The sequence below is a fragment of the Erythrobacter sp. HA7-11 genome, from assembly GCF_055693605.1.
On the sequence record NZ_JBVFUF010000002.1, the window covers coordinates 1,099,537 to 1,113,425 of the forward strand.

General features: G+C 59.9%; 15 protein-coding genes and 1 tRNA gene. 10 read left to right on the forward strand and 6 right to left on the reverse strand.

The features are described 5' to 3' along the window. Positions 1-97: 97 nt before the first annotated feature. From ACZ1GU_RS05730 to ACZ1GU_RS05775, 10 genes are all read left to right on the forward strand, one after another. Positions 98-174: transfer RNA gene (locus tag ACZ1GU_RS05730), tRNA-His, on the forward strand. Between the two features lie 68 nt (positions 175-242). Further along, the gene (locus ACZ1GU_RS05735) at positions 243-1,307 is read left to right on the forward strand and encodes a Leu/Phe/Val dehydrogenase (protein ID WP_472647103.1); all 1,065 of its coding nucleotides are present in this window, start codon (positions 243-245) and stop codon (positions 1,305-1,307) included. 120 nt (positions 1,308-1,427) lie between these two features. Continuing rightward, positions 1,428-2,186, forward strand: coding sequence for a heme ABC transporter permease CcmC (ccmC, locus tag ACZ1GU_RS05740; RefSeq protein WP_472647104.1), 759 nt, complete (start codon positions 1,428-1,430; stop codon positions 2,184-2,186). After that, positions 2,186-2,326 carry a hypothetical protein gene (locus ACZ1GU_RS05745; RefSeq protein ID WP_472647105.1) on the forward strand — a complete coding sequence of 47 codons (141 nt, stop codon included), beginning with the start codon at positions 2,186-2,188 and terminating at the stop codon, positions 2,324-2,326. The genes ccmC and ACZ1GU_RS05745 overlap by 1 nt, the downstream gene beginning before the upstream one ends. A gap of 5 nt (positions 2,327-2,331) precedes the next feature. Continuing rightward, positions 2,332-2,793, forward strand: coding sequence for a cytochrome c maturation protein CcmE (gene ccmE, locus ACZ1GU_RS05750; RefSeq protein WP_472648721.1), 462 nt, complete (start codon positions 2,332-2,334; stop codon positions 2,791-2,793). Positions 2,794-2,805: 12 nt separating this feature from the next. After that, positions 2,806-4,806, forward strand: a complete 2,001-nt coding sequence (locus tag ACZ1GU_RS05755) for a heme lyase CcmF/NrfE family subunit (RefSeq protein WP_472647106.1) — start codon at positions 2,806-2,808, stop codon at positions 4,804-4,806. Beyond that, positions 4,803-5,333 (forward strand): DsbE family thiol:disulfide interchange protein, encoded by a 531-nt coding sequence (locus ACZ1GU_RS05760; RefSeq protein ID WP_472647107.1) that lies wholly within the window; start codon positions 4,803-4,805, stop codon positions 5,331-5,333. Before ACZ1GU_RS05755 ends, ACZ1GU_RS05760 begins: the two co-directional genes overlap by 4 nt. Beyond that, on the forward strand, positions 5,330-5,755 hold the full coding sequence (locus ACZ1GU_RS05765) for a cytochrome c-type biogenesis protein (protein WP_472647108.1): 426 nt from the start codon (positions 5,330-5,332) through the stop codon (positions 5,753-5,755). The genes ACZ1GU_RS05760 and ACZ1GU_RS05765 overlap by 4 nt, the downstream gene beginning before the upstream one ends. After that, the gene (locus ACZ1GU_RS05770; protein ID WP_472647109.1) at positions 5,752-6,411 is read left to right on the forward strand and encodes a tetratricopeptide repeat protein; all 660 of its coding nucleotides are present in this window, start codon (positions 5,752-5,754) and stop codon (positions 6,409-6,411) included. Before ACZ1GU_RS05765 ends, ACZ1GU_RS05770 begins: the two co-directional genes overlap by 4 nt. A gap of 137 nt (positions 6,412-6,548) precedes the next feature. After that, on the forward strand, positions 6,549-8,471 hold the full coding sequence (locus ACZ1GU_RS05775) for a potassium transporter Kup (RefSeq protein ID WP_472647110.1): 1,923 nt from the start codon (positions 6,549-6,551) through the stop codon (positions 8,469-8,471). A gap of 37 nt (positions 8,472-8,508) precedes the next feature. Here the strand turns inward: ACZ1GU_RS05775 and ACZ1GU_RS05780 are convergent, their stop codons facing one another. From ACZ1GU_RS05780 to ACZ1GU_RS05805, 6 genes are all read right to left on the reverse strand, one after another. After that, positions 8,509-9,174: an inner membrane-spanning protein YciB gene (locus ACZ1GU_RS05780; RefSeq protein ID WP_472647111.1), complete on the reverse strand. Its 666-nt coding sequence runs from the start codon at positions 9,172-9,174 to the stop codon at positions 8,509-8,511. Further along, positions 9,174-10,112, reverse strand: a complete 939-nt coding sequence (ftsY, locus tag ACZ1GU_RS05785) for a signal recognition particle-docking protein FtsY (protein WP_472647112.1) — start codon at positions 10,110-10,112, stop codon at positions 9,174-9,176. Before ftsY ends, ACZ1GU_RS05780 begins: the two co-directional genes overlap by 1 nt. Beyond that, a complete protein-coding gene (gene mtaB, locus ACZ1GU_RS05790; protein ID WP_472648722.1) occupies positions 10,109-11,284 on the reverse strand; it encodes a tRNA (N(6)-L-threonylcarbamoyladenosine(37)-C(2))-methylthiotransferase MtaB in 1,176 nt (391 codons plus the stop codon). Before mtaB ends, ftsY begins: the two co-directional genes overlap by 4 nt. Positions 11,285-11,295: 11 nt before the next feature. After that, complete coding sequence (gene dapF, locus ACZ1GU_RS05795) at positions 11,296-12,117, reverse strand: diaminopimelate epimerase (RefSeq protein WP_472647113.1); 822 nt, start codon at positions 12,115-12,117, stop codon at positions 11,296-11,298. A 73-nt stretch (positions 12,118-12,190) separates the two neighbouring features. Then, on the reverse strand, positions 12,191-12,760 hold the full coding sequence (locus ACZ1GU_RS05800; protein WP_472647114.1) for an EAL domain-containing protein: 570 nt from the start codon (positions 12,758-12,760) through the stop codon (positions 12,191-12,193). Further along, on the reverse strand, positions 12,708-13,865 hold the full coding sequence (locus ACZ1GU_RS05805) for a diguanylate cyclase domain-containing protein (RefSeq protein WP_472647115.1): 1,158 nt from the start codon (positions 13,863-13,865) through the stop codon (positions 12,708-12,710). The genes ACZ1GU_RS05800 and ACZ1GU_RS05805 overlap by 53 nt, the downstream gene beginning before the upstream one ends. Between the last annotated feature and the right edge of the window lie 24 nt (positions 13,866-13,889).

Consider the following 13,889-nt stretch of genomic DNA (forward strand, 5'->3'; position numbering starts at 1 on the left):
GCTCGCAGCCAGCCTTGACCCGCTGGCCAGCAGGCGTAACAGGCCTCCCTTGCGCAGCTAACGCATGGACCGAATGGTGCGTTGGGGGATGCATGTGGCGATCGTAGCTCAGTTGGTTAGAGCGCCGGTTTGTGGTACCGGAGGTCGGGGGTTCGAGACCCCTCGATCGCCCCATTTCTCCCGATCATGAAGTGGTCCAATCGCGTGCTAAAGGCTGCGCCGAAAATGGAGCTGCGTGGCCGATGACTGCTTTCTGGACCGAACCGGATTTTGACGATCACGAATTCGTGCATGTCGTGCATGATCGCGAAAGCGGGCTTGCAGCGATTATTGCGGTCCATTCGATGCATTTGGGGCCGGGCGCAGGCGGAACGCGCGTGTGGCATTATCCCGATCCGAAAGATGGCTTGCGCGATGCGCTGCGCCTCAGCCGCGGCATGAGCTACAAGAATGCGATGGCAGGCCTGCCGCTGGGTGGCGGCAAAGCTGTGATCCTCGCGGACAAGAACCGCACTAAAACGCCCGAAATGCTCACCGCCTTCGCCGATGCTGTCGAAGGGCTGGGCGGGCGCTATGTGACCGCTGCAGATGTCGGCATCACGGAAGCCGACATGGTCACCATGTCGAAACGGACCAAGCATGTCTCCGGCCTTCCTGTCGAAGGCGAAGGCGATGCTGGCGGTGATCCGGGGCCATTCACCGCGATGGGCATCTATCACGGTATTAAGGCTGCTGTTCGCCACAAGCTTGGCAAGGACAGCGTCGATGGTGTCCACGTTGCGGTTCAAGGTACAGGAAGTGTCGGTGGCGGAGTGGCGAAATTGCTCGCCAAGGACGGCGCTAAGCTGACTGTGGCAGACATCAATGCGGAGCGCGCCAAGGCGCTGGCCAGCGAATTGGGCGGCAAGGCGGTGGACGCTGAAACCATCATGAGCACGCCATGTGACGTGTTTAGCCCTAATGCGCTCGGCGCGATCTTGGATGATGAGGGCATTGCGCGGCTCGACTGTGCGATCGTCGCAGGCGGCGCGAATAACCAATTGGCGCGCCCGGAGCACGGAACGGTTCTCGCTGGACGGGATATTCTCTACGCGCCTGACTATGTTATCAATGCCGGCGGCATCATCTCAGTTGCGCTCGAATATCTGGCGCGGCGCGACGGCGTTGTGGCTGACCTCAACGACGTGCGCAAACGCATTGCTCAAATCCCCACGCGCTTGGAGCAAATCTGGCAGGAGAGCGATCAAACTGGAGACACGTCTGATGTGGTGGCCGACCGGCTGGCTGCAAAGCTGATCGGACGGTAATTCAGCACGATTGCGCGAAACTGGCCGGATATTGCCAGATTTGCGCGTCAAACGTGCGCCAGCAGGGCTTGCCGCAGGGCGTAGGAACGCTACATCCGGCTAAAGCATTTATCGGTAATTATGCACGGCTACGCCAACCCCACCCGTTTTTTGAGCCTCGCGCGCTGGCTCACCCCGCTGCTGCTCGGCTTGGGCGCGGCATTGACGCTCGTCGCGCTGGCTTGGGGCCTGTTTTACGTGTCGCCTGATCGCTTGATGGGTGAGACCGTTCGCATCCTTTTCATTCACGTGCCCGCAGCTTGGCTCGGTATGGGCGGCTGGACGGGCATTGCGATTGCGAGCGCCGCTTTGCTCATCTGGAAGCATCCGCTCGCCGCGATTGCTGCGCGCGGCATCGCTGTTCCGGGTATGGTGTTCACCGCGATCTGCCTTGCCACTGGTTCGATCTGGGGGCGCCCCACCTGGGGCACATGGTGGGTGTGGGATGGCCGGTTGACGAGCATGCTGGTGCTGCTGTTCCTCTACGCCGGATACATAGCGCTTGCGCAGGCAAGCGCGCGCGATGGCGGATCGAGCAAGCTGCCTGCGATTTTTGGGCTTATCGGTGCGATCAACATTCCGATCATCAATCGCTCGGTCGTGTGGTGGAATTCATTGCACCAAGCGCCAAGCCTCTCGGCTGGCAAGAGCGCGATTGATGGTGAGTTCCTTGTCCCGCTGCTCATCGCCGTGTTCGGCTTCTCACTGCTGTTTGGTGGCGTCGTGCTCATGAGGATGCGTGCGCTGATCGCAGAAATGCAGGTCGAAGCGCGCTTGCGTCGCCGCGCGCTGGAAGACGATGACGCACCCGTCACTGCGGCTCCGGCAGGGAGTGCGTGATGCGTGAAGCGCTCAACCAGTGGGATTATGTGATGGCCTCCTATGTCGTCGCGATTGGAGCAATGCTGACGCTGCTGATCTGGGCGTGGACTACGATGCGCGCTGCCGAGAAGCGCCGGGATCAGGTGAAGCGGCGGTGAGCGAGATCAAGGCCAAACATCAGCGGCTAGTATTGGTCGCCATAGCGCTGGTCGCGATTGTCGCAGCTGGCCTGTTCGCAGCCTATGCTTTGCGCAATCAGGCGAACTATTTCTACCTCCCCGAACAGATGGCGGCCAATCCACCCGCGGCTGGCCAGCCAGTTCGGCTCGGCGGGATGGTGCAAACCGGCTCGCTGGAGCGGCTCGAGGATGGCATCACCGTCGCCTTTGTGGTGACCGGCAATGAATCCGCGACGATCCCGGTGCAATATAGCGGGATCCTGCCGGACCTGTTCGTCGAAGGGTCGGGCGTGGTCGCTGATGGCAGTCTACGAGAGGATGGCACATTCCTCGCGACCAATCTGCTCGCGAAGCACGACGAGAATTACGTCCCGCGCGAGCTCGAAGGGCTGCATGGTGATGAAGCGGCTCAGCAGGCGGCGGAAACCGTCAGCTATGGCAATTAGAGCGCTGCTGCGATGATTGCGGAGATCGGCCTGGCTGCCCTATGGCTCGCTGCGGCTCTAGCTGTGCTGCAACTGGCCGCGGGCGCGCTCGCGACACGGGATGCGGATGGCGCGCCAAGCGAATTCGCAAATCTGGTGCGCCCTGCTGCGATCACGCAGGCGCTGCTCGCCGCGCTGTCCTTTGCGATGTTGTTGTGGTGTTTTGCGATTACCGATCTGTCGGTGAAGCTCGTCGCGACCAATTCGCATTCGATGAAGCCGATGCTTTACAAGCTTACGGGAACATGGGGAAATCACGAAGGTTCGATGCTGCTGTGGGTGGCGGTGATGGCGCTATCCGGTGGCCTGATCGCGTGGCTGGAGCGCCGATTGCCAGCAAAGACGATGAACGCGACGCTCGCCGTGCAGGGCTTTGTTGCGATCGGATTTTACGCCTTCCTGCTGCTGAGTTCTAACCCTTTTGAGCGCCTCCCCGTGCCCGCGCCAGAGGGGCAGGGCCTCAACCCGCTTTTGCAGGATATCGGCCTCGCGCTGCATCCGCCGACGCTTTATATCGGTTATGTCGGACTGTCGGTGGCGTTTAGCTTTGCGCTCGGTGCGCTGCTGACCGGCCAGGTTAACCCAGAATTCGCCCGCGTGATGCGACCATGGGTGCTGGGCGCATGGGTGTTCCTGACGCTTGGGATCACTGCTGGCAGCTATTGGGCCTATTACGAACTTGGCTGGGGCGGATACTGGTTCTGGGACCCGGTCGAAAACGCGTCGCTGATGCCGTGGCTAGCAGCCACTGCCTTGCTGCATTCGACCAGCGTCCTCGCCGCGCGTGATGCACTTCGGACGTGGACGATTATGCTCGGCGTTGTCGCCTTTTCTATGAGCATGCTCGGCACATTCCTGGTGCGCTCTGGCGTGCTAACCAGCGTCCATGCCTTTGCGGTCGATCCGGAGCGCGGCTCATTCATCCTTGCTCTGCTGGCGATCTATATCGGCGGAGCGCTGACCATCTTTGCCCTGCGCGCGCATTCGATCTCCGAGGGCAAGCGCTTCTCCGCAAGCAGCCGCGAGAGCGCGCTCGTCTTCAACAATGTTATGCTGTCTGCGATCCTTGGTGTTGTCCTCCTCGGCACGTTATATCCGCTGCTGACCGAGGCGTTTGACGTGCGGGTGTCAGTCGGTCCGCCATACTTCAATCCGGTAAGTGCGATCTTTGCGGTCCCGATGTTCATTGTGATGGCGGTCGGGCCGATCCTGCGCTGGCGCGAAGACAAGCCGGCGCGCGTGCAGGTGCAGATGATCGTCATAGCAGCAGTAATGCTGGCGGTACTCGCTGTGGCCGCCTTTGCGGGCGAATACTCTATTCTGGCCGTGCTGGGACTCGCGCTGGCAGCTGGCCTCGCCATTGCAGCATTTCTGCCCCTGAGAGGTCGCACTTTGAGCCGCGTGCCGCTAGCGACATGGGGCATGGTGCTCGCGCATTTCGGTGTCGCCGTATCGCTGTTCGGAATGGCCAGCGAGAGCGCGTTCACCAAAGAGCGGCTGGCGGCGATGGTTGCTGGTGAGAGCGTCGCGGTGGCGGACTGGCGGATCACGCTCGACGCGGTTGACCCGATTGCCGGGCCGAATTGGACGGCGATGGAGGCGCGGATCAGCGCGGCGCGCGGTGGCGCCGCTCCAGTCGAGGTCACGCCGCAGGCAAGAACCTTCTGGGCCCCGTTTCAGGCCACCAGCGAGAGCGCACTGCTCACCCGCTGGGACGGACAGCTCTACGCTGTGATCGGCGACGGTGCAGGCGTCGATGAGGAGGGTAACACACGCTGGCAAATCCGCGTCTGGTGGAAGCCGTTCGTGACCTTCATATGGTATGGCGGCTTGCTGATCGCGCTTGGCGGAGCGCTCGCCATCATCGGGCGCTTGAGCAGCGATCTCAAGCGGCGCAAAGCTGTGCGCAGAGGTGACGAAAAGCGCGAAGAAGCTCGCGCTCTCGCAATTGAATTGGACAAGGAGCCTGCATGATGCGCTGGAAACTCTGGATACCGCTTGCTCTGTTTCTGTTTTTCCTTGGCGTTGCGGGCTATCAGCTGACGCAGCCAAAGGACGATACGATCCCGTCGCAGATGGTCGAAAAGCAGCTGCCGCAATTCGAACTGCCCGCAGCGGTGGAGACCATGCCCGGCGCATCGAGCGCGAACTTTATCGGCGGCAAGCCAAAGCTTCTCAACATTTGGGCGAGCTGGTGTCTGCCCTGCATCGCCGAGGCGAAACAGCTCGAAGTGCTGGAAAAGCAAGGCGTCGAAATCATCGGCATTGCGATCCGCGACAAGCCGGAGGATGTTGCTGACTTTCTCGAGCGCTATGGCAACCCTTACACGCGGATCGGGGCGGACGATATCTCGCAACTGATGCTTGATCTCGGCGCCTCTGGCGTGCCGGAAACCTATGTTATCGATCCCGAGGGCAAGATCACCTACCAGCACATCGGTGACATTCGTCTGGAGCATGTGCCACTGTTGCTTGAGAAGCTGGAGGAAGCTGCAAAGTGAGGCTGCTAGCGGCTTTGATGCTGGCACTGATGTCCGTAACTGCAACCGCGCAGGATTCGATGCCGCCTGCGCCCTATGCGTACAAGCAGCTTGAGGACCCTGCGCTTGAGGCGCAGGCGCGCGATCTGATGCTGACATTGCGCTGCCTTACCTGTCAAAGCCAGACGATTGCGGATAGCGACGCGCCGATTGCAGGTGATATGCGCCATCAGGTGCGCAGCCGTATCGTTGCTGGTGAAAGCCCGGAAGAAGTGCGCGAATGGCTGCGGACGCGCTATGGCGATTATGTCAGCTACGAGCCGGAAGTGAGCGCAACGACATGGCCGCTATTCCTTATCCCGCTTGGGTTCCTACTCACGATCGGGCTGATCTTGTGGCGGCGTATCAAGGGTATCCCACTTAACGAAGGTGACGCTGCTTGACTTGGTTCGCTATCCTTGTGGTTGCGCTCGCGGCCTTTGCGTTCACTGCGATTGCGCTCAAGCTGCCGCGATCAAGCTGGACGATGTTTGCCGCTGTGCTGGTCTTCGGCTTGGCGGGTTATGCGTGGCAGGGCAGCGCATCACAGCCCGGCAGTCCCAAGGCCGCGCAAACAGGCCAAATCCGGTCGGGCGACGCGATGGTCGATGCGCGGCTTGCGCTGTTCGATGATGAGGGGCTTAAGGCTGCCTATATCACAACCGCCGATGCTTTCGCTCGCAGAGGGCAGTTCGGGCGCTCTGCCGCGATTTTACGAAGCGGGGTAACGGAAAACCCCGAGCACTTCGAGGGCTGGCTCGCGCTCGGCATGACCTTATTTGAGCATGCAGAGGGCAATGTGACACCGGCAGCGCGCAACGCTTTTGACCGGGCCAGTGAATTGCAGCCGCGAAACCCTGCGCCAGCCCTGTTTCTCGGCACGGCCTATTTTGCCTCGCGTGATGTGCGCGAGGCGCGCGCGGTATGGGGCCAATTGCTGCTCGATACGCCCGAGGATGCACCATGGAGAGCTGATCTTGAACGACGCGTCGAAGCGCTCGATCAAATCCTCGCTGGTCCGGCGAGAGCCGCTCCACCGCAGGATACGCCGCAAAGTTAGGCGGCGCTAAAGTTGCAGGGGCTTTGTCGCAGTGCTAAGCGCCGCGGCCTTGCAAAAATGCAAGGGCTTGAGTCGCCTCAAAGAGCGGATCGAGCTGGGGCAGGGGCAGTACCGGGAATTCGGGAAATCCAACGATTATGAGCGATACAGCAGCGCCAGCACATCAGCCGCCCACAGGTGGCAAGTCGCACAGCGCTTCCAAAACAGCGTTGGCGGTTGGCGCGATCGGTATCGTTTTTGGCGATATCGGCACGAGCCCGCTTTATGCGTTCCGCGAAACATTCGTTGGCCCGCATCCGCTGGCGCTTGATCAAGCACATGTGCTGGGTGTGATCAGCCTGATTTTCTGGTCGATGACACTTGTGGTGGCGATCCAATACGTCACCATCCTGATGCGCGCGGACAACAAGGGGCAGGGCGGATCGCTCGCGCTTGTTGCACTGATCTCGGGACAATTGAGCAAGTCGAAATATGGCTGGGTGGCGTTGCTGCTCGGCGTGTTTGCGACTTCGCTGTTCTACGGCGACAGCATGATCACGCCTGCGATTTCGGTCCTATCGGCGGTTGAGGGGCTGACTGTAGTTGACCCCGGTCTGCAGCGCTTCGTTATCCCGATTGCGCTTGGCTTGCTGGTGTTCCTCTTCATGCTGCAAAAGCGCGGTACGGCGAAGGTCGGCGCGCTGTTTGCACCTGTGATGATCGTCTACTTCACTGTCATTGCCAGCATGGGCGCGTGGCAGATCATCCAGACGCCCGATATTTTGTGGGCGCTCAACCCCTATTACGCGATCAACTTCTTCGTGATCGATGGCTGGCTGGCGTTTCTCGCGCTCGGCTCGGTCGTACTCGCGGTGACGGGTTCGGAAGCGCTCTATTCCGACATGGGGCACTTTGGACGCGGTCCGATGCGACTGTCGTGGTTCGGCTTTGTCATGCCGTGCCTGCTGCTCAATTATTTCGGCCAAGGCGCGATGATCATTGGCCTGCCGCCAGAGGCTGCGGCTGAGGCGATCCAAAGCCCGTTCTTCTTCCTCGCGTCGGAAGAATGGCGTCTGCCACTCGTGTTCCTTGCAACCGTCGCGACCTTCATCGCCAGCCAAGCGGTGATTTCAGGCGCGTTCTCGATCACCCATCAGGCGATCCAGATGGGCTATATCCCGCGTCTTTCGATCCGCCACACCAGCGAGACCGAAGGTGGGCAGATCTACATCCCAGTCGTGAATTGGGCGCTGATGATCGCGGTCATCATCCTGGTGCTGACCTTCCAGAACTCGTCCAACCTCGCCAGCGCCTATGGCATCGCGGTGACGGGCGCGGTCACGATCGATACGCTGCTGATGGCGGTGCTGCTGATCGGCGTGTGGAAGTGGAAGTGGTGGTATGCCGCCCCGGTCGTGCTGCTGTTCCTGATCGTCGATGGGGCCTATTTCGCCGCGAACCTCACCAAGGTTCCCGATGGCGGCTGGTTCCCGCTGATGGTCGGCTTCATCGCCTTCCTGCTGCTCACCACCTGGGCGCGCGGTCGCAAGCTGATGCGTGAGCGGATGAGCGAAGTCGCTTTGCCGATGGAAATCTTCGCCAAGTCGGCCAAGAACTCCGCCACCCGCGTTCCCGGCACTGCGATCTTCATGGCCTCGAGCACCGCTGGCGTGCCGTCTGCGTTGCTCCACAACATCAAGCACAACAAGGTGCTGCACGAACGGGTCGTCATCCTGACGGTGAACATCCAGGACGTGCCCTATGTCGATCCGGATGCGCGCTGCGAGTACACCGATATGGGCGATGGATTCTATCGCGCGGTGCTCAATTATGGCTTCATGGAAGAGACCAACGTACCGCTTGGCCTCAAGAAGATGGAGCGGTGCGGTGGCGAATTCGACATGATGCACACCAGCTTCTTCCTGTCGCGGCAGACGCTGCTGCCGAGTGAGAAGCCGGGCATGCCCATCTGGCGCGAAAAGATCTTCGCGTGGTTGCTAAGGAATTCAGCGACGGCGATGGAGTTCTTCCGCCTGCCGACGAACCGCGTGGTGGAGCTGGGTAGCCAGGTGGAGATTTAAGGCAAGGGCTTTGAGCTGATGCTTTAAGTCGGAGTCTTCACCCCGTCGGCGGCTTGTCCTTCACCACATCATCCTCTGCCTCTTCAAAGCTCAGCCCGTGCTTCATCAGCATGGGGATTTGCGTGAAGGTGAACAGGAACGTAAGCGGCAAGAACACCCAAAGCTTGGCCCACAGCCAGCCTTCAAAGCTGAGGTAAGCGCGCAGGCCTTCATTGAGCGCGGCTAGAACCAAGAAGAACACGCCCCAATTGCGCGACAGCTTGAGCCAGCCCTCATCTGAGAGGCCCTCAAACGCGGCCTCCAGCAGGATTTTGAGCAGCGCTTTGCCCATCTTCCATCCGACCAGCAAGACAACGCCGAAGACGCCGTAGATCATGGTCGGCTTTAATTGCACGAAGACAGGGTCACCGAACAGGATTGTGAGCGCGCCAAAACCGACGATCAGCGCGGTCGAAAACCACAGCATGGGTGAGACTTTGCCAAGCCGCCATTTGGACACGGCCAGCGCGATGATGGCTGCGATCATAAACGCGGCTGTCCCGCGAATGATCGCGAACAGCTCGCCCGCAGGTTCAGGTTCGTCCGGTGCAAAGAAGCGGTAGGTGCCTAGGAAGACGAGCAACGGCCCGTAATCGACCGCGACATTGAGCCAGCCGGAACTTTGTTTTTTCGCTTCAGGAGCGGGCGCTTGCGTATCAGACATCAGGCAACTCCCGCGATGACTTTGGCGACCAGATCAGGATCGAAGGGGCGCAGGTCTTCCATTGTCTCTCCCACGCCAATTGCGTGGATCGGCAGGCCATATTGTTCTGCCGCTGCGACGAGCACACCGCCGCGCGCCGTGCCGTCGAGCTTGGTCATAATGAGACCGGTGACGCCCGCGACTTCCTTGAATACGTCGATCTGCGAGAGCGCGTTCTGGCCGTTGGTCGCATCGAGCACGAGGATCACGTCATGCGGTGCTTCCGGGTTGAGGCGCCCGAGGACGCGGCGGATCTTCTCCAGCTCATCCATCAACTCGCGCTTGTTCTGGAGGCGGCCTGCTGTGTCGACGATCAGTGCGTCAATCCCCGTGTCGGTCGCTTCCTTGACCGCGTCGAACACGATTGAGGCGGGGTCTCCGCCTTCCGGTCCGCGCACGATGGGAACCCCGATCCGCTCCGCCCAGGTAGCAAGCTGGCCAATGGCGGCGGCGCGGAAGGTGTCACCTGCGGCCAGCATCACGCCGTAATCATCCTCTTGAAAGAGATGTGCGAGCTTGGCGATGGTGGTGGTCTTGCCCGATCCATTGACGCCGATCACCAGGATGACTTGCGGGCGAGGGAAGGCCACGATGTCCAGCGGCTTGGCAACCGGGCGCAGGATTTCTGCGATTTCCTCGGCCACAGCCTCCTTCAATTCGTGTTCGGAAATCTCGAGGCCAAAGCGCTTTTCGGCCAGCTTGGCGCGAATGCGCGCGGCTGCCGCAGGTCCGAGGTCAGACACAATGAGTGCATCTTCAACATCATCGAGCGTCGCATCGTCGAGCTTTGCGGTGCTGACGATCCCGGTGAGGTTGGACGATAGCCTGTCCGATGTCTTGCTGAAGCCGCCGAACAGGCGTTCGCTCCAGCTCGACTTGGCCGGTTCACTCTCACTCATTGCAGCAGGCCTTCTTCATGGCGGGTCGGTGTGATGTCGATGATATCGCCGCGCCGTGTTCCTTCAGGTAGCGCGATGCGGGCGTAGCTCTCGCTGTAGCCGGTATTGTCTCCCTCGGCGAGGACGCGTTGGCTTTCGCCCACAAGCCGTTCGAGCCACGCAGAGCGGGTTTCGGAGGCGACAGCGCGCAGCTCAGCGGCGCGGGCCTTGATAAGCGCGCGGTCATGCTGAGGCATACGCGCGGCGGGCGTGCCTTCGCGCGGGGAGAAAGGAAAGATGTGCGCGTGCACGATGTCGAGCTCGCGGATTATTGAGAGGTTCGCTGCGTGATGCTCTTGCGTTTCGGTCGGGAAACCGGCGATCAGGTCCGCACCGATGGCGATGTCCGGACGGCGCGCTTTCAGCCGCTGCACAATATCAACCGCATCGCCGCGCAAGTGCCTGCGCTTCATGCGCTTGAGGATCAAATCATGCCCGTGTTGCAACGAGAGATGCAGATGCGGCATCAGACGTTTCTCGTTAGCGAAGAGCTCGAATAAGGCTTCGTCAATCTCGATGCCGTCGAGTGACGACATGCGAAGTCTGGGCAGTTCAGGAAAACGATCAAGGATTGCGCCGACCAGCGACCCAAGCGGCGGTGTGTCCGGCAGGTCTTGACCCCAGCTGGTCACATCGACGCCGGTGAGCACGACTTCGCGCGCGCCGAGCGTCACATGCTGTTCAATCTCGTGCAGGACCTCGGCGATGGTCAGCGAGCGGCTTTTTCCGCGCCCTTGCGGGATGATGCAGAAGGTGCAGGCGTGGTCGCAGCCATTTTGCACCGCGATGAAAGCGCGGGTCTTGGTCGGGGCAGGAGGCGCCTCGCTGATCGGCAGGTTCCAAACGCGCGGATCAAGCTTGGTCTCGTTCGCGATCAGGCCGTCGACCTCGGGCATGTCAGCAAGCTGTTCGCGTTCAATTTCGGCAGCGCAACCTGTGACAAGCAAGCGAGCATCGGGTCGAGCGCGTCGCGCCTTACGAATTGCCTGGCGGGTCTGACGCACCGCTTCATTCGTCACCGCGCAGGAATTGATCACGACCACGTTTTCATCATCGGGCAGCATCGCGCGCAATTTTTCGCTCTCGGCGATGTTAAGCCGGCAGCCAAGCGAGACGACTTCGGGCGAGATCACATCACTGTCGCTCACGCGTAATCTTCCCATTCGAACGTGCCGCGAAACGCTTCGGTTGCGGGGCCGCTCATCAGGATCGTTTCATCATTGCGCCAGCTGATTTGCAAATCTCCGCCGGCCAGTGACACCATGACGTCACGTCCGGTGATGCCACGTTTGGCCGCAGCGACCGCAGTGGCGCAGGCTCCTGTGCCGCAAGCGCGCGTCAGGCCCGCTCCGCGCTCCCATACGCGCAACTTGAGGTGATCCGGAGCGACAAGGCTTGCAACGTTCACATTGACGCGCTGGGGGAAGACGGGGTCGTGCTCGATCTCTGGACCAAGAACGTCGAGCGGGACTGCGTCGGCATCGTCGACGAAGAAGACCGCATGCGGGTTGCCAACATTGACTGCTAGCGGGTTTTCAAGCGCGCCATTCTCCATTGACCAGGCCATCGGCATAGAAAGAGTATCCATCGCATAGTCGAGCGGAATCGCGTCCCATTCGAAGCGTGGCCTGCCCATGTCGACGCTTGCGCCCCCGTCTTTCGGCTCCAGCTTGATCGCGCCGCCATCGGTCTCGACCACGGCAGAGGAACCATGCAACAGGGCAACCGCGCGACTGGCATTGCCGCAAGCCTCGACCTCTCCTCCGTCACTGTTGAAGATGCGCATGCGAAAGTCGTGCGTCTGGCTGGGTTCCAACACAATCAACTGGTCGCAGCCAATCCCTCGGCGGCGGTCAGCGATGGCGCGCGCAAATGCTCCGGTGACAGACGGCAGCTCTTCTTCGCGCGCGTCGAGCACCACGAAGTCGTTGCCGAGGCCGTGCATCTTGATAAAGGGCGTGCGCATAGTCAGCTGCGCATCTATGCACGCGGGGTCAGTTCGTCCAGTTTTGTGTCGAAATCGCTATTGAGTTCAGCGATTATTTGACAGCGCGGCGAAGAGCACGCGCGGCCTCGACAGGGTCGTCCATGCTCTGCGTCTCTTCAACTTTAATCGAACGATCAACGGGGGTATCTGCAAGCAATCCAGCAGTCTTCAACCGTTCACGGACCTTCTCGCCGTTCTCCGGCTGGCCATAGAGGTAGCCCTGACCCTTCAAGGTGCCCATTGTTTTGAGCAGGTCAAGAATGGCCTCATCCTCAATGCCTTCTGCGACAATCGGCATATCGAGGCCATTGCCGAGCGACACGATCGCATCGACGATCTTCGAGCTCGCATCGGGATTGCGTAGTTCGCTGATAAAGCTGCGGTCAATCTTGAGGCGATCGAACGGCAGCGAGCGCAATTGTTCGAGGCTTGAATAGCCTGTGCCAAAGTCATCAAGGCTGACCCGGACTCCCTGGTTGCGAAGGCTCGCAATCATCGAGCGCACCATGCCAACATTTTCGTGCAAGCAGCTTTCCGTGATCTCGATCTCAAGCCTGCGTGCAGGGAAATTACATTCGACCAGCAGTTTGAGCAGCTTCTGCGCAAACCACGGATCGCGCATTTGTACCGGCGAAATGTTGACCGAAAGCGAAATTGACAGAATCCCACAGCAATGCCTCCTCAAAGGCCTGTACCATCAACTTTTCTGACAACTCACCGATCACACCGATATCTTCCGCAATCGGAATAAATATCTCGGGGCTTACGATACCAAGCTCCGGTGAATGCCAGCGTGCGAGCATCTCGAATCCGACCAGCTCGCCGGTTTCAAGGTCAACTTGCTGTTCGAAGTATGGGATGAATTCTTTGTTGCTAAGTCCGCGCCGAATACCTGTCTCGAGCTCATTGCGAAAACGCAGCTCGTTCTCCATCGTCGCCTCGAACCAGCAATAGCGGTTCTTGCCGTTCTTCTTCGCGTGGTACATCGCGATATCGGCGCGGTGCATCAATGTCTGTGCATCGCAATTGGCGCCATAAACATCGTCCTCAATGTCCGAGGCGATACCAATCGACATGGTCAAGTCGATCGTCATATCCTCGCTTTGATGGATTTTGGGAAGGCCGCTGAACAGGCGGATGACATGTTCGTCAATGCGCTCGGGTTGTTTCTTGTCATACGGCACGACGAAAGCGAATTCATCGCCGCCCAAGCGGGCCAGAACGGCATCTTTGGGCAGTTTGTCGCGCAACTGATCAGCCAATCCGACAAGAACTTTGTCACCGGTCGCGTGGCCATTCATATCGTTGATATGTTTGAAGTTGTCCAAGTCGATCATGACATAGGCAAGGGCTTGGCCACGGGCATTGCATTCTTCGCGAAGCTTTTCTGTCGCGCGCGCCATGCTACGACGGTTGAGGCAGCCGGTCAGCGGATCAATTTCCGATAGTTTGCGCGCCTGCTCTTCGGCTTTGCGGCGCTCACTGATCTCGTGGGTGAGTTCACGATATCGGCGCCAACCGAAAATGATCAGCGCAATGTTGAGCAACAAAGCGTTGGTGAGGACGTGATCAGGCCCAGATCCTTCACCGAGCATCGACCGCACGACTTGCGGCAGGACAGTGCCACCCGTTCCAACAAAAAGGATGATCGCGGCTGTTGCGATTCCGAGCGCGACGATGTCCCGCTCGGCGTTGCCAAACCGTTTTTTCTTTGTTTCTTCTGCCACCGTCAATGTGTTCGGTCTTTGACC